13 protein-coding genes are annotated in these 25,147 nt (G+C 61.4%); 1 reads left to right on the top strand and 12 read right to left on the bottom strand.

Translation table 11 applies throughout. From position 1 onward, the window contains the following. The 7 genes from GT019_RS17575 to GT019_RS17545 form a co-directional block, all read right to left on the bottom strand. A partial coding sequence (locus tag GT019_RS17575; RefSeq protein ID WP_161744492.1) for an Ig-like domain-containing protein occupies positions 1–6,947 on the bottom strand: 6,947 nt, incomplete at its 3' end. A 327-nt stretch (positions 6,948–7,274) separates the two neighbouring features. Further along, positions 7,275–9,107, bottom strand: a complete 1,833-nt coding sequence (gene ilvB, locus GT019_RS17570) for a biosynthetic-type acetolactate synthase large subunit (RefSeq protein WP_328803982.1) — start codon at positions 9,105–9,107, stop codon at positions 7,275–7,277. An 821-nt stretch (positions 9,108–9,928) separates the two neighbouring features. Next, positions 9,929–10,753, bottom strand: a complete 825-nt coding sequence (locus GT019_RS17565) for a carbohydrate ABC transporter permease (protein WP_161744491.1) — start codon at positions 10,751–10,753, stop codon at positions 9,929–9,931. Next, positions 10,750–11,631, bottom strand: coding sequence for a carbohydrate ABC transporter permease (locus GT019_RS17560; RefSeq protein WP_161744490.1), 882 nt, complete (start codon positions 11,629–11,631; stop codon positions 10,750–10,752). Before GT019_RS17560 ends, GT019_RS17565 begins: the two co-directional genes overlap by 4 nt. Before the next feature lie 96 nt (positions 11,632–11,727). Further along, a complete protein-coding gene (locus tag GT019_RS17555; protein WP_161744489.1) occupies positions 11,728–13,074 on the bottom strand; it encodes an ABC transporter substrate-binding protein in 1,347 nt (448 codons plus the stop codon). 121 nt (positions 13,075–13,195) lie between these two features. Next, positions 13,196–14,269, bottom strand: a complete 1,074-nt coding sequence (locus GT019_RS17550) for a response regulator transcription factor (RefSeq protein ID WP_161744488.1) — start codon at positions 14,267–14,269, stop codon at positions 13,196–13,198. Then, positions 14,266–16,059, bottom strand: a complete 1,794-nt coding sequence (locus GT019_RS17545; protein WP_161744487.1) for a sensor histidine kinase — start codon at positions 16,057–16,059, stop codon at positions 14,266–14,268. The genes GT019_RS17550 and GT019_RS17545 overlap by 4 nt, the downstream gene beginning before the upstream one ends. A gap of 256 nt (positions 16,060–16,315) precedes the next feature. On the opposite strand from GT019_RS17545, the gene GT019_RS17540 reads away from it, so the two are divergent. Continuing rightward, positions 16,316–17,482 carry an acyl-CoA dehydrogenase family protein gene (locus tag GT019_RS17540; protein ID WP_201755426.1) on the top strand — a complete coding sequence of 389 codons (1,167 nt, stop codon included), beginning with the start codon at positions 16,316–16,318 and terminating at the stop codon, positions 17,480–17,482. A 250-nt stretch (positions 17,483–17,732) separates the two neighbouring features. Here the strand turns inward: GT019_RS17540 and GT019_RS17535 are convergent, their stop codons facing one another. The 5 genes from GT019_RS17535 to melA all read right to left on the bottom strand — a co-directional run bounded on the left by GT019_RS17535 (position 17,733) and on the right by melA (position 25,024). Further along, positions 17,733–18,437 carry a PIG-L family deacetylase gene (locus GT019_RS17535; protein WP_161744485.1) on the bottom strand — a complete coding sequence of 235 codons (705 nt, stop codon included), beginning with the start codon at positions 18,435–18,437 and terminating at the stop codon, positions 17,733–17,735. After that, positions 18,434–18,748, bottom strand: coding sequence for a DUF1806 family protein (locus GT019_RS17530; RefSeq protein WP_161744484.1), 315 nt, complete (start codon positions 18,746–18,748; stop codon positions 18,434–18,436). Before GT019_RS17530 ends, GT019_RS17535 begins: the two co-directional genes overlap by 4 nt. Before the next feature lie 143 nt (positions 18,749–18,891). After that, positions 18,892–22,917 (bottom strand): S-layer homology domain-containing protein, encoded by a 4,026-nt coding sequence (locus GT019_RS17525; protein ID WP_161744483.1) that lies wholly within the window; start codon positions 22,915–22,917, stop codon positions 18,892–18,894. Between the two features lie 189 nt (positions 22,918–23,106). Beyond that, positions 23,107–23,499 carry an iron chaperone gene (locus GT019_RS17520; protein WP_161744482.1) on the bottom strand — a complete coding sequence of 131 codons (393 nt, stop codon included), beginning with the start codon at positions 23,497–23,499 and terminating at the stop codon, positions 23,107–23,109. Positions 23,500–23,683: 184 nt separating this feature from the next. Next, positions 23,684–25,024 (bottom strand): alpha-galactosidase, encoded by a 1,341-nt coding sequence (gene melA, locus GT019_RS17515; protein ID WP_161744481.1) that lies wholly within the window; start codon positions 25,022–25,024, stop codon positions 23,684–23,686. Positions 25,025–25,147 lie beyond the last annotated feature (123 nt).

Raw genomic sequence — 25,147 nt, 5'->3', positions numbered from 1 at the left:
ACCGTTGCCGTCAAGGCCACCGGCGCATCGCCTACCGTCATCGTGAACTCGGACTTGTCCAGCGTGACGCCCGTTACCGCTACCGTTGCCGCCTTCACGGTCACTTCCGCTGTCGCCGTGAAGCCGCCGTCCAATGTCGTCACGGTAATCGTCGCCGTTCCCGGCGCGACCGCCGTAACTTGGCCGGTTGCGTCCACTGTCGCTACTTGGGCTTTATCCGAGCTCCAAGTTACGTCCTTGTTCGTCGCGTCGGTCGGCGCTACCGTTGCCGTCAAGGCCACCGGCGCATCGCCTACCGTCATCGTGAACTCGGACTTGTCCAGCGTGACGCCCGTTACGGCTACCGTTGCCGCCTTCACGGTCACTTCCGCTGTCGCCTTGAAGCCGCCGTCCAACGTCGTCACGGTAATCGTTGCCGTTCCCGGCGCGACCGCCGTTACTTGGCCGGTTGCGTTTACCGTAGCCACTTGCGTCTTATCCGAGCTCCAAGTTACGTCCTTGTTCGTCGCGTCGGTCGGCGCTACCGTTGCCGTCAAGGCCACCGGCTCATCGCCTACCGTCATCGTGAACTCCGACTTGTCCAGCGTGACGCCCGTTACCGCTACCGCCTTCACGGTCACTTCGGCTGTTGCCGTGAAACCGCCGTCCGCTGTCGTCACGGTAATCGTCGCCGTTCCCGGCGCGACCGCCGTAACTTGGCCGGTTGCGTCCACTGTCGCCACTTGGGCGTTATCCGAGCTCCACGCGACGCCCTTGTTCGTCGCGTCGGTCGGCGCTACCGTTGCCGTCAAGGCCACCGGCGCATCGCCTACCGTCATCGCGAACTCCGACTTGTCCAGCGTGACGCCCGTTACCGCAACGACTTGATCTGCCGGCGTTACGGTCAACTCGCGGGAATCGCGCACACGAATCCGGTTGCCTAAGGAATATTTGCCGCTGAGACCGATTGCTTTCAGCGTATCGCCGACCGCCATTGCAGGCACCTGCACGCCGCTTTGGTTGACGATGTAGCCGTCCACGAATACCGTTACGTCTCCGGAGCCATCGTTGACGATATACGTGCTGCTATCTTTAATTTCTTTTACTTGGCCCGTCACTTGAACCAATTGGCCCTGGTAAGCGTCGGACACGGAATCCGCCGTCGATAGCTGTTTTGGTTCAACAGGGGTTCCCGATTTCAGCACCACGACGCTGTTCGCGAAACGGTCGAATACCAGCTCTTTGTCGTTCTCGAAGGTGCTGATCTTGCCGTATACGCGGACCGTATCGCCGAGGTTGAGCGATCCTGCAGGCACTTCGCTGAAGGCCACCACGCCGCCGCTTGCGTCTTGAATATATGCCGAATCATAGAACGCCGTCGTCGTGACCTGACCTTCGATCACGACGCTCGTGCCTTCCGGCTGTTGACGAACCTCGTTGATCGGCATGACCTTCGGTTCGCGGTTCGCGAGCCAGTTGACGACGTTGATCGAGAACGGAATGTTGTTCGTCGGACCGTCGTTTTGGGTCATCTGTTTGTCGTTGAAAATGTTCATGCCCGACAGCACGATGCGTCCTTGGCCGATCTTTTCGGACGCGACGAGCGGAATGACCGAGCCGCCGGTGACATCCGTCAGCGCCGGACCGTTCGGAGCCTTCGACGTCCGTACGTTATACGAGACCGCATCCGCCTTCAGCTGCGGGCTGTCCTGGAACGTCGTCTCGTTGCCGCGCGCCAAAATCGTGACGCTGTCGCTGTCCGTCAGCGCCTTCTTGCCGCCGCTGCCGTCATTGGCGGCCAAGCTCGAGCCGCTGTAGAAATCAAGCAGCGGGATGAAATCCGTCAAGCCGCCGTCGACCGGACTGTTATGCAGACGTACGGAGAAGTTCGACGTGAGCGGCGTCGACCAGAAATTCCCTTCCTTCGTCTCGTCGAACACGCCGTCGTTGTTCACGAGCATGCTGGAGCCGATGCCGGACAGCAAGCTGTTCAAGTTCTGCGGCGTATTGTTGTAATTGCTCTTCTCGCTCATCAGGAGCGAGCCGCCGCCGCTGACGTAGCCGTTCAGCACGTCGATCTCGGCCTGCGTGTATTGCGAGCTCGGATGCGTGACGACGAGTACGCCCACATCTGCGAGAAGCGAGGCATTCAAGGCCGTTTTATTCTCGACGACCGTGTAGCCCTGCTGCTTCAATGCCAGCGTCAGGGACGTCAGGTTGTCCTTGTACGTGCCCGAGTCGCTCGACGTATTCTCGTTGTTGTGCGTAGCGTCGATCATGACTTTGATGCCGAGCGGCGCCTTGATGCTGAGCGCTTGCTCGAACTTGTTGTCGCCCAGATCGTTGCCGTCTCCCGACTGGAGCACGACGATCAGCTTATGGTCGCCCGCGATCGGGTTCGCCCAATTGATGCTGGCGGTCACGCTCTGGTTGGACGCAAGCGACTCGATCGTCGCGTCGCCGATCAGGTGCACCGCGTCGATGCTGTCATAGTAGAAATGCGCCGTCAAATTTTTCAAACTGATCGTGCCGAGGTTGGACAAGCCTGCATTCAGCGTCGCCGGTACGCCGGCAATCGCCGCGCCCTCCGCGACGATCAGGTTATTGACCTTGACCGACAACGGATCCTGCGGGGACCAGATCGGCGCGGAATACGTGCGATCGCCGTCCTTCTGCGTCACGCGGATCACGAACCATTGCTGTCCGCCGACCACGTTCACGACCGGCTTCCAATTGAACGACGGGCTGTCGCCGGACGGCGTGTACGTGTCGATGACGCGGCCCCCGTTCGTGACCAGCTCGACCTTCGCGATATTGTCGTTCGAAGGCGTCTTGATGAAGCTGTATTCCGGATCGCTGGCGCTCTCGGATACCGCGTCGCTGCCCGTCACGTCGAAGTTCAACGTCTTCGAATCGACGGTAGCGCCCATGTAGTAGCCGTTTGCCAGAACATCCAATTGCGCATTCGGATCTTCGCTGAAGTACACGTGCATATTGCGCATCGCGTCAAGCAGCGATTCCTGCGTGAGATCCTTCGCGACGATGATCGTGCGCTCTTTCGTCTGACCCCATGTGCCGTCATGGTTGTCCTCGCCGTACGTCGGCGCGACATGCCACCCCAGGTCGAGCGCGCTGAAGAATTTGTTTTCCGCGTTCACGTACGAGTAGTTGCCCGAGCCGTTGCCGACTTCCAGCATCGTGAACAGCTTGTCCACGTTCTTGTCGTACGGGATGAAGTTGTCGAACGCGTTGGCGCCGAGGTTCGGATGGTTGAATTGCGCTACGATGTTGTCGTAGGTCAATGTCCATGCGTAATAGTTTTGCAGGCTTTGGTACTTGCCGCCGTTCTGCACGCGGTCGATGAAATTAGTCGTACCGAAAACGTTGGAATGCCCCCAAGTCGTCGAGGTCATCTCGAAGGCCGGAAAGACGACGAAGCTGCCGTCCTTGGTATATTCGTTGGCCAAGTCCTTGGTCAACTGCCAATCCGAGCCGCCCGTCCGTTCCGGCATGCCGTTATGATCCACGGTATCTTGGCCGACCAGATTCGCGTCGATGTCATGCGAATGGTCGGAGAACGCGAAGTAATCGTAGCCGTGCGCCTGAGCCGCCTTCAGCGCGTCTTCCGGCGTGCCCTGGGCGTCATGCGAGATATTCGTATGATTGTGCGTCGTGCCCCGGTAATGATTGCCGCCGGAGAAACGCTCCAGAATCTCGAACGTCCAGGAATGCGCGGACGCATTGCCCAGCTTGTCCTTGCCGATTACCTGCACCGTATGCACGCCGACGGTCAAATCGTCGTCCGCCGTCAGCGTCAGCTTGATCTGCGTATCCGACAGGACGGCTTTGGACGTAAGATCCTTGCCGTCGATCGAAATGCCGAGCGCTGCAACATCCACGCCGTTCGGATCGTCGACATTAACGGAAACGACGGGATGATAGCTCTCGAGCTGGTCGTTCGGCGCCGGTTGTTCGTTGGAGTAAGCCGGGCCGTCAAGATCTTCCACGATCGGTACCGCATGCGGGTTAGCGGCGTCGCCGGAAGTTTGCTTCGGCTGGTCCGAGGTTACCGCTTCGATGTAGTACAGCACGTTCGTTCCCGTCACGTTCTCGCGCGGAATCTTGGCGTTGTAGTTGATATTATCCGTCGTGACCATCGGAACCGGAGCGAAGCTCGCATCGCCCTCGTTCTTGTAATACAGCGTCACGGAATCCGCGTATTTGGCCATGGCAGTAAAAGGAATGTCGAGGCCGGTATATGCTTTGGTCAGCGGCGTATGGCTGAACTGCATGTCGCCTTTGATATCCGCCGCGTTTCTTGGCGCGACGTAGTAACCGCTCGTGTAAGGGGCGCCCCATTGGGTTTGCTCCACGATTCCCGTGAATCCGAACGATTCGCCCAAGGTTACGGCCGTGCTCATGTCGATGCCCGAGCTTGCCGCGATCTTCACGTTCGCTACGTTGCCGGCCTCGTCCGCGATCGTGATGCTGTAATCCGGACCGTTCGCCGGAATGTTCGTCACTTTGCCGCGAACGGAGACCAAGGTGCCTTCCAACGGCTCGGCCGTAGCAAAGTTGCCCAGATCGGCAACCGTTTCGGAGACTGCCGCGACCGGCGCGTCCATGCCTTCGTCCGTCACCGTCGTCGGCACGAACTGCATGGAACCTGCCGCGAAGACGGCTTTGCCTTCGAGCTTCACCTTATGTCCGGGCTCAATCGTACCCGCCGGCGCCTGAGCGCTGACGACATGGATGCCGCCAGTGGCGTCCTGCACGTAATAGCTCGCGTTCTCCGTGCCGATTGCCTTGTTGGCGGAGGTCACGTTGCCTTCGATCGTCGTTGCGTAACCGACGTTCATCGGAATGCCGTTCGCGTCCGTTTTATCGATGGCCGCGATCGCCGACGTTGCCGGCGCTGCCGCATCGACATGCGCGTAGAAACTCTCCGGCTGCGAACCGTCCTTGAACGTCACGTAAACGGCTTGGCTGCCTTGCGGGTCGCTAAACGCCAGGTTGAAGGAGCCGTCCGCCGCGGCGGACGCTTGGCCTGCCGACGTCACGCTTCCGTCCGCGACGACATACGCTTTGACGGCTGCCGAAGCCGGCACGGAGCCTGCCGCGCCCGTTACGGACGCGCTGCCAGCCGCGCTCGCGAACGCGATCTTCGCGGCGTCCGGAGCCGTCATCGTTTTGGAATTATGAAGAACGATTTCTTTCGGATTCGTTTGAACGTCCGGCGCATTCAAGACAAAATCATGGGCCGTGTCGCGGTTGAAGTAACCGTTGCCGATCCCGAATGCATGCCGCGGATCCGATCCCGCATCCGTCTTGCGCACGATGGCGCCGCCTTTGATGCTGCCGTTATAGAATGGCGCGCCCCAATGGTCGGTAGCCATTCCGAAAGTCGGAACCGATCCGTCGCCAAAAGCAACCATGTCGATGGCGCGAGGATCATCCTGATCCGTCAGTCCCGCCGTAGAATAAGCAAGGGACAAAATGCCCCCTTGCGATGCGCTCGGTCCGATGGTCGATGTCATATCCGCTGCGATGGGCATCGGCAGACCTGTCGTTCCTTGACCGCCGGTGATCAGGAAGTAGCCATGCGCTTTGATCGTGCCGGTCAGCTTGGTGCCTGCTCCAAAGCTCTTCCCGCCGGAAGACGTATAAATAATAGACCATTTGTTATTAAAATTGATGTCATGGTCCGTACGATTGTACAACTCGAAATACTTCGAATTGTAAAATGCGCCGCCGTTGCCGCCATTGGCGTAAATCTGGCTGAACACGACGTCGCCCGCTTGATACGTCGTCGTATCGACAGGCGTTACAGTGACAGCAGAGGTTGCAGTAAAGCCGCCATCCGCCGTTGTCCCCGTAATAACGGCTGTCCCTGGGCCGACCGCCGTTACTTTGCCGGTTGCATCGACAGTCGCGACGCTAGCCGTGCCGGAGGTCCAAACCACGTTTTTATTCGTCGCGTTAGAAGGTTGAACGGAGGCCGTCAATTGCCCGCTTTCGCCGACCACGAGGGAAAGGCTGCCCTTGTCGAGCGTCACGCCCGTTACGGCGATCGGCGTATTGTCCACCGTAACGGCGGACGTCGCTTGGAAGCCGCCGTCTGCCGTAGTGGCCGTAATCGTTGCCGTTCCGATAGCAACGGCCGTAACATTGCCGTTACTGACGGTCGCGACCGTATCGTCGCTCGATGTCCACGTTACGGCTTTGTTCGTCGCGTCGCTCGGTTGAACGGACGCCGTAAGCTTGTCCGTTGCGCCGACCGGGAGCGTAAGCGTCGTTTTGTCGAGCGTCACGCCCGTCGCGTCGACCGGCGTAGTCGTGCCGAGCAGCGTGCCGTAGACCGTGATGTTGCCGATCCGGCTCGTACCGCCCGACCCGATTTCGGCTCCGCCGACCGAAGTGGAATTGTCGGCTACGCGCCACCGAATGTACACGGTAGGCGAATTGCTGACGTCCGCCGGCAGCGCATGGCTGCTCAAAACACCTGTCGAATTATTATTCGCCACGTCGTACGTGGTGTCTGTTTTCCAGACTGAATTGTCCGTGCTGTATTCCAGCACAAACGTTTTCGGACCCGTGTTCGAGCTCTGCTGCACGGAAGAAAGCGCAATGTTGTCATAGCCCGTCGTGCTTAATTTTACCATCCAGTACGAGCTGCCCTTCGTCCAAGGTGACGACGTCACCGATACAGGAGCCGTACCGACAACCCCGATGTTGCCGGCGCCTACGGGAGCAATCGCCGTCGCGGGGTTGCTCTTGTTCTCCGCGATTCCGTCATTCGCATAGTAAGTCGTCGTGTCCGCGGCGTTAAAATTGCTCCATTGCGCCAACAGCACCGGCGCCCCGTCCGCGTTCGCCGTCCGCGGCTGCGGAAGCAGCATGCCGGCCAGCATCGCGAAGGATAATACCAGGCCGATCCACTTCCTGTTTGTACGTAAAAAAGACTGCATGTGCGAGATTCACTCTCCCTATTGATTTTGCCTAGATGCATTCCCGATGGACCGCTATTTCAACGCATTCCGCTAGATTAACCGAACAATCACTCCCCTGCTGCGATCCCATCCACCCAACCCTTTGCGACAAAAACCGACGTTTTCCGTCACAGAAATTATGCAGCTTATAAAGTATAGATCAGCCTTTTCGCAGGCGCCTCTTAAGAGATTGTAAATGATGTGGATTTTTGTCCGATAAAAGCGGGACATCGTGCCCGCAAACGGCAAAAAAGACTCCTGGGCCTTAAAGCCTGGAGCCTTGCACTGGTTTTATTTACAAAACTTTCATCCAAGATCGCCCATGATCATCCGATCCAGCGTCGTGCCGGCGACGACCATCGGATAGACGTTCTCTTCCGTCGGCACCATGAATTCGACAAGCACCGGCGCATGCGTGTCGAGCACTTCTTGCCAGACCCGCTCGGCCTCGGCTTTCGTGCGCGCCCGCAACCCTTTGATGCCGTAAGCCTCGGCCAGCTTGACGAAATCGGGACTGCCCGCCAGGTCGATCTGGCTGTAGCGGCGCTCGTACATGATCTCTTGCTGCTGCTTGACCATGCCGAGCACCTGATTGTTGATGACGACGATCTTGACCGGAATGTTGTGGATGGCGCAGACCGCCATCTCCTGCGCGCACATCTGCATGCCGCCGTCGCCGTTGATCGAGACGACGAGCCTCTCCGGATTGCCGAGCTGGGCGCCGATGGCGGAAGGAAAGCCGAAGCCCATCGTCCCCATGCCCCCGGAAGTAATGAGCGCGCGCGGATGGTTGAACGTGTAGAACTGAGCGGTCCACATCTGGTGCTGGCCGACGTCGGTGGTAATGATGGCCTCCCCCCGCGTCGTCCGGTGAAGCATCTCGATGACGTACTGCGGCTTCAGCTCCGTCTCGGAATCCCGGTAGCGAAACGGGAAGTCCGCCTTATCCCGCCGCAGCCGGGCAATCCATGATTCGGCCCGGGCCGGCGACGCCGCGGCGTTCGCGTAATCGAGCACGTCCTTGATATCGCCGATGCAGGCGATGTCCGTCTTGACGTTCTTCCCGATCTCGGCGGGATCGATGTCGATATGCGCGATCCGCTTGGCCCGCGGGGCGAAGCCGTCCAGCTTCATCGTAACCCGGTCGTCGAACCGCGCGCCGATCGAGATGAGCAGATCGGCATTCTGGATCGCCGTATTCGCCGCATACCCGCCGTGATGGCCGGGCATCCCCAGCCACAGCTCGTGGCTGCTGGGCAACCCGCCCAATCCGAGCAGCGTCGTCGCTACCGGTATCCGGGTGCGGTCCACGAACGCGAGCAGCTCGCTCGCCGCATTGGCGTACACCACGCCGCCTCCGGCGATGATGAGCGGCCGCTCGGCTTCCGCGATGGCCGCCAGCAGCTCGTCGATGGCCGCCGGATCGATGGCCGGCGCCGCCTCGTAGCCATTCAAGCTCAACTCCTCCTCGTACGGCCGATAGACCACGCGGCGATTGGAGACGTCCTTCGGGATGTCGATCAATACCGGGCCCTTCCTGCCGCTGCCCGCAAGGTGGAACGCCTCGCGAACGATGCGGGGCAGGTCCCGCGCGTCGCGCACGAAGTAGCTGTGCTTCGTGATCGGCATCGTGATGCTCACGATGTCCGCTTCCTGAAAGGCGTCCGTGCCCATGACGGTCGTCGGGACATTGGCGGTTATCACGACGAGCGGCACGGAGTCCATGTATGCCGTGGCGATGCCGGTCACCAAATTCGTTGCCCCGGGGCCGGAGGTCGCGATGCACACGCCGACCTTCCCCGTCGACCTGGCATAGCCGTCCGCCGCGTGGACGGCTCCTTGTTCATGCCGGGTGAGCAGATGCTTGAACGCCGGATTGCCGGTCATCGCATCGTAGATGTAGAGCGCATTGCCGCCCGGGTAACCGAACACGCAGTCGACGCCCTCGGCCAGCAAACCGCGAAGCAGCGCCTCCGAGCCGCTGATCGTCTCCTCCCGCGCTTGTTCGTGCTTCTGCGCCAACTCCGGCTCTGGCTCCTGGTCCGGCCTATCGCTCCGCTCCCGTTCCAACCGCTGCTTCGCCTCTAACTCCTGCTCCCGCCCAGCCAAGCCGTTCGTTGCCATGAATCTCTGCTCCACAAGAAACCCTCCCCGAAAATAATAAACCCCTCTCCTCCCAAACGGCAGACAGCGCTGTCTGGCCAAAAGGGACGAAAGGGATTGAATTTTCGCGGTACCACCCTGGTTCGCCGAAATCTCGCGATTCCGGCCTCGCGAGGCAGGGACGGCCGCATGCGGCTTATCGCCTTCATGCGCCGCCGTCGTAACGCGCGCCGGTAGTCCGTGCGACGCGTTCCAAATGCAGCCTGCCTCCGCACGATAACGTGTGCGGCTCCGTTCGAGTCTATTCACCGAATCCGGATACGGGCAAATCGCCGGATTCGACTTTCGATCGACCGCTCCGAGACGACGCCATACGGAGGCTCAAGGCAAAGGTTTCAGCATTTCCCCTGCTCTCTGGGCATAAGGCCACCGGTACTTTTTCTCTTCATCGCGTTCATATAGGCAACAATAAAACCCCTCTCCTCCGAAGGCGCAGACGATGTCTGGCCAAGGGACGAAAGGGGTCATCATTTTCGCGGTACCACCCTGGTTTGCCGGAATCTTGCGATGCCGGCCTTGCGAGGCAAGCTTCGACGCTTGCCTTCCGCACGATAACGTGTGCCACTCCGTTCGAGCCTACTCCGCCGTATGCCGGGTTGCAATGCCCGGGCCGCGTTTCGATCGACCGCTCCGAGACGACGTCATGCGGCGCTTAAGGCAAGGGTTTCAGCGTTCCCCGAGCTCTCTGAGCATAAGCAATCGCGCATGTGATTCTCTTCTTCGCGTTATAAATTTTTTTCATCTTAGCATACCGCCGGACGATTGGCAATCCATATCTTGCGGGGAATCGGCGGCGATCAGCCTTTGACCGCGCCGTCCGTGATGCCTTGGATGACCCAGCGTTGGAAGAACGCGAAGATCAGGACGATCGGAATCGACGACAGGATCAGCGAGGCGAGAATGAGCGCCCAGTCGCGGCTGTATTTGCCGAAGAACATGTTGATCGTCAGGACGAGCGTGTATTTGCGGTAATCGTTAAGCAGCAGCACCGGCAGCAGGAAGTCGTTCCACAGCCAGAGCAGGTTGAGCACGACGATCGTGAACGTAATCGGCACGAGCAGCGGGAAGATGATCAGGAAGAAGCCCTTCCATTCGCCGCAGCCGTCGATGCTCGCCGATTCGTCCAGCTCCCGCGGGATGCCCTTCACGAAGCCGTGGTAGAGGAAGATCGCCATGCTGACGCCGAGGCCCGCGCAGACGACGCCGAGACCGAACGGGGAGCCCTGCAGCCCGAGGTTGCGCGCCATCTTGGTCAGCGTCACCATGATCGTCTGGAACGGAATGAGCATGGAGGCGACGAACAGCATGAAGATCCAATTGCTGAGCCGGCTCCGCGTGCGGGAGAGCTTATATCCCGCCAGGGAGCTGCAGACGACGATGCCGACGATGCCCGTCACGGTGACGATGACGGTATTCAAGCCGCTGTGCAGCATATTCGCTTTCTTGAACGCTTCCGTGTAATTGTCGAATTTGAACGTAGACGGCAAGCCCAAGACGGAGCTGTACACTTCGCCCTCTGTCTTGAACGAATTGACGATGGCCATGTAGATCGGAAAGAGGAAATAAACCGCCAGCAAGGCGAGCACGATCCAGGCGAGCGCGGAATACAGGCGTCTGCTCATGCTTCCACCTCGCGTTTCTTCATGACCGTCACTTGGATCATGGTGATCACGAAGATGATCAGGAACAGGATGATCGCTTTGGCGCTGGCATAGCCGTACCGGTTGTTGCCTTGGAACGCTTCTTCGAATATGTTCATCGTAATCGGCTGCGTGCCCCGTCCGGGACCTCCGCCGGTCAAGGCATAGATCAGGTCATACACTTTGAACGAGCTGTTCAAGGTCAGGAAGATGCAGATCGTGAGCGCGTGCGCGATCAGCGGCAGCGTGATGTAGCGCAGCATATGGAAAGGCGTCGCCCCGTCGATGATGGCCGCTTCCTTCAGGTGTTGGGGGATGCCTTGGATGGCCGACATGTAGATCAGCATCAGCGTGCCGACGCCGCCCCAGAGCGAGACGAGCAGGATCGACCAGAAGGAGACCTTCGGATCGCCGAGCCAGGATAAATCCAGAAACTTAAAAGCGGCATGCTCGGACATCGCCGGGATGACCTTCGAGAAGACGAACACCCACATGAACGTGCTGATGATGACGCTCAGCATGTTCGGCATGAAGAAGATCGTCCGGAACAGCCCTTTGGCCCGCTTGCGGGATTCGATGAGCATCGCCAGCAGCAGCGCCACCACGTTCTGGAAGACGACGGCGAAGAACACGTATTTGGCGGTAAACCAGATCGCCGTGCGGAAGTTGCGGTCATCCCGGAGCGCCTCGACGAAATTATGGATGCCGACGAAGTCGTAGGTCTTGTTCAGGCCGTTCCAATCCGTGAAGCTGTAGTACGAGCCTTGCAGCATCGGAATGATCAGAAATATCAGGTAGAGCACGAGGGCGGGCAGGACGAACAACAGCAGCGAGAAGGTCGCTTTGTAGCGTCGGGTCATGTATGCGTTCACTCCTTAGGGACATACCCCGTTTCCGCCGCCCGCTCCAGGGGGCGGCGGCAAAAACAGGGTAGGCTCGTTTTGATCCGGATTCGGTTACTTGGCGGCCGCGTTGGCTTCCTTCCACGCTTTGTCCAGGGCCTTGATGACGTCGTCCTTGGACAGCTTCTTGTCGAAGTAGGATTGCAGCGCTTTGCCGGACTCGTCTTTCACCGCGGACGGAATCGCCGGGTCCCTGTAGGATTGGCCGTTGTTCACGTACACCGATGCGTCTTCTACCCAAGGATACGGTTTGAACGTGTGGTTTTTGGAAACCGGGTTGAATTTCAAGCTTTGGTACAGGTCGTTCGACGCCTGGTCATCCAAGATGAAGTTGAGCAGGTCGATCGCGACGTCCTTGTTCTTGCTGTTCGGCGGCACGGACAGGGCCGTGGACACCGATACGTTGATGCGCAGCGAAGCCGGGTCGTCGTTGATCGGCAGCGGCGCGACGCCGAATTCCATCTTGTCGTTCATTTTCAGGATGCTGTCCGCGTCCCACGTGCCCTGCACCCACATCGCCGCTTTGCCGTTGGCGAAGTCGGCCGCGCCGTCGTCGTTGCCCTTCTCGAACGCGCGGTCCGTGCCGTTCGCGTTGACGAGGTCGATGATGTCGAACATTTCCTTGATGTCGGCGAAGCTGCCTTGGTCGCCGTTCATTTTGTCCATGAAATCCTTATGGCTGCTGTTCACGAGCCCGCCGACCGTCAGCGGCAGGAACAATTGCGGAATCCAGCTTTCCTTGTAGCTGAGCAGGAACGGCGTGACTTTGTTGTCCTTCAGCTTCTGCACGACCGCTTTCATCTCGGTGAGCGTGTTAGGCGGCGTGATGCCGAGATCGCTGAAGATCTTCTTGTTGTACAGGTAACCCCACGACAGGCTCTCCATCGGCACGGCGACGACTTTCCCGTCCATGGAGACGAGGTCCTTGATGCCGTCGATCAGCTTGCCGGCGAACGGCTGGTCGGACAAGTCCGTCAGGTAGCCGGCCTTGTAGAAGTTCGGCATGTCGTTGCCGGCATGCAGGCTGAATACGTCCGGCACGTCGCCGGTGGCGAGACGCGTTTTCAGGATTTGCGGGGCGTTGTCCGCGCCCGGATATTCGGAGTTGAACGTGACTTCGATGTTCTTCTCGGCTTTCTCTTTCTCCGCGAACTTCTCGAAGTAACCGTCGAATTGCTCGCGGAACCGGTCAAGGCCGCCGAGGAAAATCTTGAGCTCGACTTTCTTCGGCGCCGCCGCCGGCTGGTTGTCCGCCGCGTTGTTGGCCGGTTTGTTGTTCGCCGCGTTCCCTGTCGCATTGCCCGTATCGGCGCCGTTGTTCGCATTTCCTCCGCCGGACGAGCAAGCGGCTGTCAGTCCCAGCACTGTAACCGCTGCCAAAATCGAAATTGATTTCTTCATATCAAGACCCCCTATGTCGTGGTAACGCTTACGTAATGAGTATAACGGGGAGGGTACGCCCTTGGCATTGGACCGCATTTGCGTATTGTTATGGACGATATTGATATTTGGCAGCGCTTCCTTAGCGCTCGTCCGCCGCTTCCCTTCTTGCCTGCGCGGGCGTGATGCCCGTGATTTTCTTGAAAATGCGGTGAAAATACGTCAGATCGGAGTAGCCCACCGCTTCCGCCGCGCTCTTGATCGACGCGGACGCCTGCAGCAGCCGGTTCGCCTCCTCGACCCGTCTGGCGATGATGTAATCCATCACCGTCGTGCCCGTGACGCCCTTGAACGTCCGCGACAAATGCTCCTTGCTGACGAAGTAGAGGCTCGCGATCGACTCCAGCGTGATCGGCTCCGCGTACGCGCGGTCGATGAATTGCCGGATATGCTCGATGTCGATCCGGCCCTTGCTTCTGCGCAGCTGGATCGTCCCTTCCAGCACGCACGCGTACGACGAGCGAAGCATGCCGATCCATTGCTCGAGCGGGGTGAAATCGGTCACGAAGAACGCCCCGGAGCGCTCCGGCAGCGCCGAGGCGGCATCGATGCCGGCTTTCGCCATCAATTCGTCCAGCAGCAGCATGAAATGTTTGTACAGCAGATGGTTCAACCCCGGGGCGGCATCCGCCTGGGAACGCAGCAGCGTCTCGAGCGCGTCGAACGACTCGCGGACGGCCTCAACCTGCAGCTCCTGGAACTGCCGCGAGAGCTGTTCCTTGAATTCGGTCACGGCGCTCATGACGTCCTTGGCCATCGGCTGCGCGGCGTGAAGGCCCCGCGCGGCACGAAGCTCCGACGCGGCCTTCTCCAGCGCGCGGTTCAGCTCCTCCGCCTGAACGGGCTTCAGGATGTATTCGTCGACCCGCGACTGGATCGCCTGCTTGGTGTACGCGAAATCGTCGAAGCCGCTGATGACGATCTTGCGAATGAAGGGATACTCCTCCGTCAGCTTGCGCAGCAGCTCCACGCCGTCCATGCCGCGCATCCGCATGTCCGTGATGACGATATCCGGGCGGATCTCGTCGATGATCCGCAGGCCGCTCAGCCCCTCCTCCGCTTCCTCGACCTGCACGATCCCGAAGCGCTCCCAATCCGCAAGCCGCTTGATGCTGTCGCGCGTCCAAAATTCATCGTCGATGATGACCGCCTTCATTCCGTTTCCCCCTTCTCTTGGGCGGGAATCAACAGCTTGACCGTCGTTCCCTCGTTCACGCCGCTCGAGACGAACAGCCCGTATTCCTCGCCGAACAGCAGCTTGATCCTCGCGTTGACGTTGCTCATGCCTATGCCTTCCCCGCTCTCCTGCGCTTCCGTCTCTTGGCTCAACCGCCGGCGGATCTCGGCCAGGCGCGCTTCTCCGATGCCCGCTCCGTTGTCCGCGATATCGATCTCGATCTCGTCCAGCACCTTCTCGACCCGGATGGAGATCCGCCACGCGTCCATCTTGCCTTCGAGGCCGTGGAAGAAGCAGTTCTCCACGATCGGCTGCAGCGAGAACTTCGGAATCCGGCAGGCGAGGCAATCCTCGTCCGCTTCGATCCGTACCTCGATCATGCTCTGGAAGCGCAGCTTCTGAATCTGCAGGTAATTCCGGGCATGCTCCAGCTCGTCGGCCACCGTCACGAGATCCGACTTCATCCGGATCGCGTAGCGGAACAAATCGCTGATCGCGCGGACGTGGTCGTTGATCTCGGGCACGTTGCGGGACAGCGCGATGCCCCCGATCGCCTGCAGCGCGTTATGCAGGAAGTGCGGATTGATCTGCGCCTGCATCGCCTTCACCTGCGCCGTCCGCTTCTCGATCTTCGCCTTGTACTCCGTCTGGATCAGCTCCTTGATCCGCCCGAGCATGGAATTGAACCGCCGCTCCAGCGTGCCGATCTCGTCGCTGCGCGGCTCGCGGATGTCCACGTCGAAGTTCTGGATCTCCACGGCCTTCATCGACTTCGTCAGCCGGATGATCGGCCTCGTCGTGACGTACGCGATAAGCACCGACGCCGCGATGGCCACGATCGCGAACGCGATCGCGGTGAACAGGCTGAAATTCAGCGTCGAGGACGCGCCTTCGGTCACGTACTGGATCGGAATGAATTTGACGATCCAGATCTGCCCCGACACGCTCGGCTGGTAGAACAAGTAGCCCCGCTTCGATTCCGTGTAGCCCGGGCCGTTCGGGCCGGCAAGCGCCGCCTTCAGCGTCTCCCGATCGGTGGAGATATTCGGGGAATACGGATTGTACATGACGTTGCCGTCCGCATCCGCCACGAACACTTCGCTGTTGGATTCCGAGCGGACCATGTCGAGCACGCTGTTCATCATCTTCCACCGGACCTCGAGCGTGACGCCGCCGAGCACCTCCCGGTCCGAGAACCGGTTCATGCTGCGCACGATGGAGAACGTGTTCTTCCCGTTGTTCAGCAGCAGGTTCAAGCTGTCGTGCGTCCGCCCGACCGCGCCCCAATCGACCTGCGGGGTCCCCAGCTGATCCGTCGTGATGCCCGCGTCCTTGTCGACGACGTACAATCGGTTCTGCGATTTCAGATAAAGCGCGATCTGCGCGATATTTTTATTGTTGGCGCTGTAGAGCGATTTCAGCTTGTCGATCGTGTATTGATTGACGAACGCGGGCGTCCCCTCGCTCTGGACCGCGCCGCCGTTGGCGTTCGGAAACAGCGTGCTGTCGAGGAGAAGCGAATAGGACACCGCCTGCAGCTGGTCGAATTTCTCGTCGAAATATTTGGACGCCCATTCCATCCGGGATTCGTTCGAGCGGATCACCTCCGACGCGAGCGATTGCTTCGTCGTCTTCGTCGCGAACAGCGTGACCAGCGACAGCGGCAGCACGGCGATCAGCACCATGAGCAGCATGAGCTTGTACCGGAGGCTGAGCTGGAACGGACGGACAATGCCCCGCAAAACCTTCCTTGCCATCATAATCGCCATCGTCATCCCCGCTTCGTGTAGAAATGCATCTACCAGCAAGTTTGACGCCTGTCGGTGCAAGTTGTCAACGCTTCCATTTTGGAAAGAGCACAGGTTGCAGGCGCGCCGGCCGTTCGGCCCATGGGCGAGCGATGCATGCGCACGCGAAGAATGGGCGGACGAGCATTCCGCGCCGCGCCGGAGGGAATCGTACCATTCGCCTCTCCCTATTCCCGCGCCGCTTGGTATAATACGGAGGAAGGGAGTGAATCATGGCATGAGTCGATTCATCGATCATTATATCCGGAGCGAAGCGGAGAAGGCCCGGGCGGACCGGGCGGAAGCCCTGGCCGCGCGGTTCGCGGAGCGTGCGCCGCGGCATGACCGGGAGGGCTCGTTTCCGTTCGATAATTTCGCCGATCTGCGCGAAGCCGGCTATTTGAAAATAACCGTTCCCCGGGCGTTCGGCGGGGACGAGTTGTCGCTCTACGAGCTCGTCATGCTTCAGGAACGGCTTGCTTACGGGGACGGATCGACGGCGCTCGCGGTAGGCTGGCATGTCGGCCAGGTGATGCATCTGCGGACGACGCGGAAATGGCCGGAGCCGGTCTTCGCCGAGCTGTGCCGCGCCATCGTGGAGGACGGCGCGATGATCAACACGTTCGCCAGCGAAGCAGCCTCGGGCAGTCCGAGCCGCGGCGGCCGGCCGGAGACGACCGCGGTGCCGGCGGAGGGCGGCGGCTGGCTGATCACGGGACGCAAGACGTTCAGCACGCTGTCCCCGATACTCGACCGCTTCGTCGTGACGGCCTATCTGCCGGACGAAGAATGCGCGGCGGATTTCCTCGTTCGGCGCAGCGACCGCGTGACGGTCGTGGAGACGTGGGACACGCTCGGCATGCGCGCGACCGGCAGCCACGACGTGGTGCTGGACGGCGCGTTCGCCGAGCCCGGCATGCGGCTGTCCGGCAAAGGCGCGGACGACGGCGCCGGCTGGATGCTGCATATTCCGGCCTGCTACATGGGCATCGCCCTCGCCGCGCGGGACTATGCGCTGGCATTCGCCCGCACGTATCGCCCCAATACGATGGACAAACCGATCGCCGCGCTCCCGGCCGTCCAGCAGACGATCGGCGAGATGGAGGTCGCGCTTCGCTCGGCGCGCTCGCTGCTGTACGAGGCGGCGGACCGCTGGGACAAGGAAGCGGACCGCCGGCCGTCGCTCAAGCCGGAGCTCGGCTTGGCCAAATACGCGGTCACCAACAACGCCATCAAGGTCGTCGACCTGGCGATGCGCATCGTCGGCGGCACGAGCTTGGCGCGCAGCAATCCGTTGGAGCGTTACTACCGCGACGTCCGCGCCGGGCTGCATAATCCGCCGATGGACAATGCGGTCCTCGCGACGCTGGCCGCGTCCGCGCTCGGCGAGACGCCGGAAGACTGACGCGCTTCCGCGAAGGGGTGCCGCAGATCGTATTCGAGGTTGACAGCCATCCTGTACCGTCACACCTCGCGCAAGGTGCGAACGACATCGGAGCATCCCCAATCTGCGCGCAAAAGGACCTCGAATTCCGCCGTTAAGCGGAAATCGAGGTTCTTTTGCGCGCAGAAATTCGTTCCGTCGGGCTAGAAGAACCGCAAGCTCACGTTTGGGACAACAATTCCATTTCAGGAGCTAGAAGACCTTATTGCCGCTAAAACAAATCGTGATATACCCGCTGCGGCGCGTCGCGGTTGCCCTTCAGAAAATATTCATGGTTGCCGAGATGGGCCAGCGCCTCGCGGTCCGGCAGCCACACCCACTCGTCGATCTCCGTCTGGCAGCGGTGGGCGCGGAACGAAGCCAGCTTGGCGGCCAAATGGTCGCGCACGTCGACCTTGATGACGTCCTTGTGGGTATAGCCGTACCGTTCGGGATGCTCCATCGCGTCGCCGAACGTGATGAAATAAAGCGCGCCCTTGCCCGCCGAACGCCGGAAGGCGGCCGTCGTCGCCTTGCCGATCGCGCAGTGGTCCGGATGCCCGCCCAGCTTTTCGTGAAAGGTCAGCACGACGTCCGGCTCGAGTTCCCGAATCAAATTCTCGATCCTTCCCGTCAGCGCTTCCTCGTCCGCGAACTCGACCGTTTTGTCCCGGATATCGAAGAAGATCAGCTTCCCGATGCCGAGGCATTCGCAGGCGTCCCGCAGTTCCTGTTCGCGCGCGGCCGCCATCGTTTCCCGGTTCAGATACGGCGGATTGCCCATCCGGCGACCCATCTCGCCCCTCGTGGCGCTTACCAGCGTGATGTCCACGCCCTCGCTCGCGTACTTGGCGAACATCCCGCCGCAAATGAACGATTCGTCGTCGGGATGCGCGAAAACCGCCAGCAGCTTGCGTTTGCTATCGCTCGTCTTCATTCCGGAAACGGCTCCTTTCCCGCATGCAGGGCGACATGCATGCGCCCCCTGTCATCGTAGCCGGCCAGCAGCAGCCGGCCCTGCCCGTCGACCTCGTAATGCGTGAGCGCTTCCATCCGCAGCCATCCGTGGCCGTCGAACCGGAGCGCGACCCGGTAGGAGCCGCCCTCCCCCGCGATTAACGCCTCGTTCACCAGAACCTTGAAATTCCGGACGAACACGAAGGACGTCGCCTCGCTGTGAAGATAGACCTCGGCCCCGACGAAACGCCGAAGCTCGGCCTCGACTTCCGGCTTGTTGATTTTGATCATCGCACAGGATCCTTTTCTCGTGGAATTTGGATTGCATGCTTATTGTAGCATGAGACGGCGGCTTCCCGAATCGTTCCGAACGATTAAAAAACCCGTCCCGGGGCGGCTTCCGCCAAAACCCGGAACGGGATCGGATAGAGGGCTTAGATCAAACCGGACTTCTGCAGCAAGCGCTGCAAGATCGCCGCGGTCTCCGCCCTCGTCAGCAGCGCCTGCGGAGCGAGCGCTCCGCCGGTGCCCGTCACGACGCCGGCTTCGACGCAGCCTGCGACGCCGTCAAGCGCCCAGGCGGAGACGTCGGCCGCATCGCCGAACGGCTGCAGCGCGGCGCCGGAAGTCGCGGCAAGCTTGCCCGCGAGCCCGGTGAGCGGCATCGCCTTGGCGATAATCGCCATCGCTTGCTCGCGCGTGATGCCGTCGTTCGGACGGAAATTCCCGTCCGCGAAGCCGGTCACCAGGCGATACGCATAGGCCGCATTGATCGCGCCGGCGTACCAGTCCGACGAGCGCACGTCCGCGAACGGCGATGCCCCGATCTCCGGCTTCAAGCCCAAGCCGCGCACGAGGATCGCCGCGAATTCGGCCCGGGTGACCGTCCGGTCCGGCCCGAACGCTCCGCCGCCGATGCCGTCGATGATCAGCCGCGCTCCCATGTCGTTGACCGCGTTCTTTGCCCAATGATACGTCATGTCGCCGAAGGCGTACGGGTGCCAGACGACCGCATAAGTGCTGTTGGTCAGGCTGTTCACCTGCGCGTAGTACTTGCCGTCCTTCGCGATGACGCGGGTCGGCACGTGACGCACCGCTCCGTCCGGATCCACGACCACGCCGGTCGTGATCTTCTCCGGATCGACGCTTGCCGGAAGCGCGACGCTCCGTTCCACGTAAGCGCGAAACGCCGATACGTCAGCCGTCCGGCCGCCATAGGAAGCCGTGATCGTAAAGTTCAGCGGCGGCGCGACGAGCGTAAACTCGCCTTTGGCTGCCGCTTCCTGAACGAGCTTCAACGTAGCCTCCTCCGGCGCCGCGATTTCGATCAGCACCTTGATGTCCTGCGCGGCCGCTGGATTTCCGAGGCTGCCGAGCAGCGCGTCGAGATCGATGCGATCGGCCGGAATCGTATAGGTACCGGCCGGCGTGATCAGTTTTAATACCGCCTGATTGGCCGCCAGGTCGCGGATCGTTTGGCCGTTCAGCTCGGCCGCGACCGCATCGGACGCGTTAGTCACCTGAATCGCGACCTCCGCGCCTTGGCCCTCCGCAGTCAGCTTGTCGGCCAGCTTGGCCTGATCGATCGTCACGGTCGTGCGGGAGCGCCCGTCAATGGATGATTGCGTGACGCTCGACGCCACGGAGTCGCCGTTGACGAGAACGTTCGCTCCGTAGTTCGCCGCGGGGTCGCCACGGTACGGCGCCTGCGGGGTCACCACGTTGGAGGCGTCGGAAGCCGCGCTTTTGCCGACGCCGTTGACGGCCTTCACCGTGAACGTATAGCTCGTGCCGTTGTCGAGTCCCGTGAACGCGATCGTCGCGGTCGTAACGGTCTTCACGAGGTTGCCCGGCGATGCCGTCACTTCGTACTCCGTGATCGCGCTGCCGCCGTTCTCTTCCGGAGCCGCGAACGCAACGGTCGCTTGCCCGTCGCCGGCCGTCGCGGTCACGCCCGTCGGCGCGCCCGGCACGGTCGGCAGCTTGACGATGTTCGAGCCGGCGCTGAGGACGCCGTTAAACTTTTGTACGGCATAATACTCGCGACCGGCCGTCAATCCGCCGAAGCGGAAGGTTCCGTCGCCTTGGTCCGCCGGGACTCCGGTTACCGCGGTGCCGTCGATCTCGTACAGTTCGATCGTCGCGCCCGGATAGACGCTGCCCACGTCCGCGAACCCGATGCCCGAGACGACGGCCGGCGTTCTCAAGCTGATCGTAACGATCCCGGAGTTCGCGCTTTCTTCCCCGGCGACGGTTTGCGTCACGTAATAGCCCTGCGTATCCGGCGGAACATCCGCGAATATGCTGGACGCTCCCTGCGCGTTCGACTTGGACGCGACCGGCGTCCCGTCGGCCAGATACAACGTCAACGCCGCGCCCGGCGCATACCCGCTCGCCTCGATGCGCTCGACGCCGCCCGCGGCGGCGGGGGCGGCCGGAATGGCCGGCAGCACCGTTTCGAGGCTTGTGGCCTCGCTTTGCACGCCGCCGAAGCTCTGCACGGCGTAATATTGGCTTCGCGCCGTCAATCCCGCATATCGAACGATGCCGCCGCCCTGATCCGTCGGACTGCCCGGCACGAGCGTTCCGCCCGCGTCATGCAATGCCAGGGTCGCGCCCGGATAGACGTTGCCGACGTCGACGTACCCGATGCCGGCGCTGGCGGTCGGCGTCCGCAGGCTCGCCGAGGCGAAGCTGGAGTTCACGCTCTCTTCCCCGCCGACCGTCTGGGTCGCGTAGTAGCCAAGGCTGCTCGGCGCGACGTTCGTGAACGCGTACGACGTGCCCGGCACGTTCGCTTGCGTAGCCTTCAACGTGCCGTCGGTCAGATACAGCTTCAGCGTCGCGCCCGGCGCATACCCGCTCACGACGATGCTTTCCTCGCCGTCCCCCGCCGTCGGCGCGTTCGGAATCGCCGGCAGCACGGAGACGATGGCCGAAGCGGCGCTCGCGACGCCGCCGAAGCTCTGCATGGCGTAATAGCCGCTTCTCGCCGGCAATCCCTCGAACCGGACTACGCCCCCGCCTTGATCCGCCGGACTGCCCGGCACGGCCGTGCCGCCCGCATCGTACAGCGTTACGCTCGCTCCCGGATAGACGTTGCCGACGTCCACATAGCCGATGCCGGCGCTGGCTGTCGGCGTCCGCAGGCTCGGTGAGGCGAAGCTGGAATTCAAGCTCTCTTCCCCGCCGACCGTCTGCGTCGCGTAATAGCCGAGGCTGCTCGGCGCGACGTTCGCGAAGGTGTACGACGTCCCCGGCACGTTCGGCTGCGTCGCCACGGGCGTACCGTCCGTCAGGTACAGCTTCAGCGCCGCGCCCGGCGCATACCCGCTCACGACGATGCTTTCCTCGCCGCCAACCGCCGTCGGCGCGCTCGGAATCGCCGGCATCGCCGTCGCCAGATTGGAAGCCAAGCTTAAGACGCCGCCGATGCTTTGCACGACGTAATAACTCGTTCGGGCCGTTACGGCCTCGAATCGATAAGTTCCGTCGCCCCGGTCCTCGGGATCGTTCGCTATGAATGCGCCGCTCGCGTCATACAGCGTAACCGTCGCGCCCGGAAAAACGTTGCCGGCATCGACGTACCCGATTCCGGCGCTGGCGGTCGGCGTTCTCAAGCTCGCTTCGGCGAAGTTGGAGTTCATGCTCTCCTCGCCGCCGACCGTCTGGGTGACGTAGTAGCCGATACTGCTCGGCACGACGCTCGCGAAGGTGTATTCCGAACCCGTCGCGTTCAACTGCGTCGCCTTCAGCGTGCCGTTCGTCAAGTACAGCTTCAAGTCCGCCCCGGATTCGAAGCCGCTCGCCGTAATGCGCTCTTCCCCGTTCGCCGCCGTCGGCGCGGCCGGTACCGCCCGCTGGGTCATGACGATGTTCGAGCCCTCGCTCTGCACGCCGCCGATGCTTTGCGCGAGGTAATACTCGCTTCTGCCCGGCAAGCCGGAGAACCGGAACGTGCCGTTGCCCATGTCCGTCGGGCTGCTCGATACGGGATTCCCGCTCATGCCGTACAACGTGACCGTTGCCCCCGGGTACACATTCGCGGCATCCACGTAGCCGACCCCGGCGCTGGCGACCGGAGTCCGCAAGCTCGGATAGACGAAGCCGGAATTCACGCTCTCGCTCCCGACGACCGTCTGGGTGACGTAATACCCCATCGTCGTCGGCTGCACGTTCGCGAACGTATAGGACGGTCCCGCCTCGTTCGGCTGAACCGCGACCGACGTCCCGTTCGTCAAATACAGCTCCAAGTCCGCCCCCGCCGTAAATCCCGTTACGGTGACGCTCTCGACCCCGCCTGCCGCCGTCGGCGCGAGCGGCGCAGCCAGCGCGCTCCCGCCGCCGCCGAACACGGCGACGATCAGCAGCACCGCCGCCAACAGCCCGCTCGCGGCGCGCTTTCCGCGTGTCGTCCGGCAGCCTTGGCGCCCGCCGGCACGCAAATGTAAGTGAATCATGCTTTCCCCTTCTTTCACTCGCCTAATGAATTTCTTGCCAATTGCCATGGCTACAAATTACAAAGTTCGACAATTAGTGCCAAAGTCCTCCCGATCTCGTTCGTTTGTTCGCGCGAAAAAGCCAAGGCGCGATCGCCTTGGCTTTACGGAATTTTCACCGGCCCCTCCGGACCTCCCGCCGCATTCGCGTTACGGCTTCGCTCGGCGCTTGCTGCTCGCTTTCTCCAAGTTCTCCGCGACCCGGTACTCCACGATCCGGCGGATCAGCTCGTGCGGCAGAGGCTGGCCGATCGGAAATTGCACGGCGCCCTTCGACCCTTTGTACGCGGACAGCTCCTCCTTGAACGCCGCGATGCCGCTGGACGTCGGATAGAAGCCGATATGCTTCTTGTACGCGGCGAAATACACGAGGCTTCCCGCCAGCTCGAACGCCGGCATCCGGTACGCGATCTTCTCCTTCGCGTCCGGCGCCGACGCGCGGATGACCTGCCGCAGCGCTTGCAGCTCGGCCTGCACGTCCGGCGGGAACATCGCGATGTAGGCGTCGATCGTGGCGTAATCCGGCTTGTCCGTCTCCTTCATGACTGGCTCCTTTCGCACGGCTCGTCCGCGACAAGGCCGCTGCCGCTCTATTAATGTCTATACGGTGGCATTAGGATTGGCTTTTTTACGATGGCTTTATTGTACCAAAAGCTTGCCCCGCCAGCCAAAAAGCGGCAAACCGGGGTTCCCCCCGCTCGCCGCTTCACGCGCCGCATCCGGTCGATTAGGATTTCACGAGCTCGTTATCCTCGAATTGCGGCAGCCAGCCCCGGTTCGCTTCGAACAGCTCGTCCACCATGCTTTGGATCTCGCCCAAGCTCAGCACGGCGGAGGTCAGCGGATCGAACGCGATCGCCTGGAAGATCTTGCGGCGGTCGCCCGTCAGCGCCCCTTCGACCGCGAGCTCCTCGCATCTCGCGCTCGTGTTCACGAGGATCGCGAGATGGTCCGGCAGCTTCCCGACGCGAATCGGCGACAGGCCGCCGCGCGATGCCAGCACCGGCACCTCGACGCACGCGCCCTCCGGCAGGTTGTCGATCAAGCCGAAATTGCGCACGTTGCCGTTGAACCGGAAGAGCGTTCCGTCTCCGAACGCCGCGTTGAAGATATAAGAAGCGTACTCTCCGCCGCGCGCCAGGTCCACCGGCGCGTCGCGCCACGCTTCCATCTGCTGCTGCCATTCGTTCTTCATGCGCTCGCCGTGCTTCACGATGACGCCGTATTCGCCCGGGTTCCAGCCCGTCCCGTGCGTGCAGTAGCGCTCGATCAGATCCGGCCGCTTGCGAAACCAGGCATTGTACTCCGAGTTATGGCCGCTCGATTCCGTGACGTAATAATCCAGGTGCAGGAACATTTCGTTGCGCACGATCTCCTCGTTGTAGACCGCGGGGTCGTGCTTCACCTTCTCCCGGATGAGCGGGTAGACATCCTCGCCGTTGCGCTTGAAATCCAGATAAAATGCTTGATGATTGATGCCCGCGCACGTATACGTCACTTCCTCCATCGGCGCGCCGATCCACCCGGCGAGCATGGCCGCCGTGCCCTGCACGCTGTGGCACAGGCCCGTCACCTGCACGCTCGTCTCGCCCTGCAGCGCCCGGCAAAGCATTGCCATCGGATTCGTGTAGTTCAAGACGATGGCATCCGGGCAGAGCCGCTCGACGTCGCGGCAGATGTCCAGCATCGCCGGAAGCGTTCTCAAAAAGCGGAATACGCCTGCCGGCCCCCGGGTATCGCCGATATTGATGTCGACCCCGTATTTCTTCGGAATCTCCACGTCGTGCCGGAACACGTCCAAGCCGCCGACCAGAATCGTGCAGACGACGCCGTTCGCGCCCCGCAGCGCCTCTTCGCGGTCGGTCGTGGCCTCCAGGATCACCTCGCCGTAATTCCCGGCGGCAATGATCTTCTCCACGGCCGCTTTGGCGAAAGCCAGGCGGCCCGGGTCGATATCCATCAGGGCAATCGTGCTGTCTTGAAACGCGGGAAAGGTCAGCAGGTCGCGCACCAAATTTCTCGTGAACACCAAGCTGCCGGCGCCGATAAAAGCGATCTTCGAAGTCATTCCAATCTCCTCCTTCATGATCGTTGCATGCGGACGGTTGCGCCGTGCCGCTGCGCGCGGCAGCAGGCCCAGCCTAATGATTGGTATTCGGCGTCCGCGTATCGGTACCTGCCCGCCCCTGCA

The sequence above is a fragment of the Paenibacillus glycinis genome (genome assembly GCF_009909185.1).
Classification (GTDB): domain Bacteria; phylum Bacillota; class Bacilli; order Paenibacillales; family Paenibacillaceae; genus Paenibacillus_Z; species Paenibacillus_Z glycinis.
Note: the sequence above shows the minus strand (reverse complement) of the source record. Positions and strands in the feature narration are given on the sequence as shown.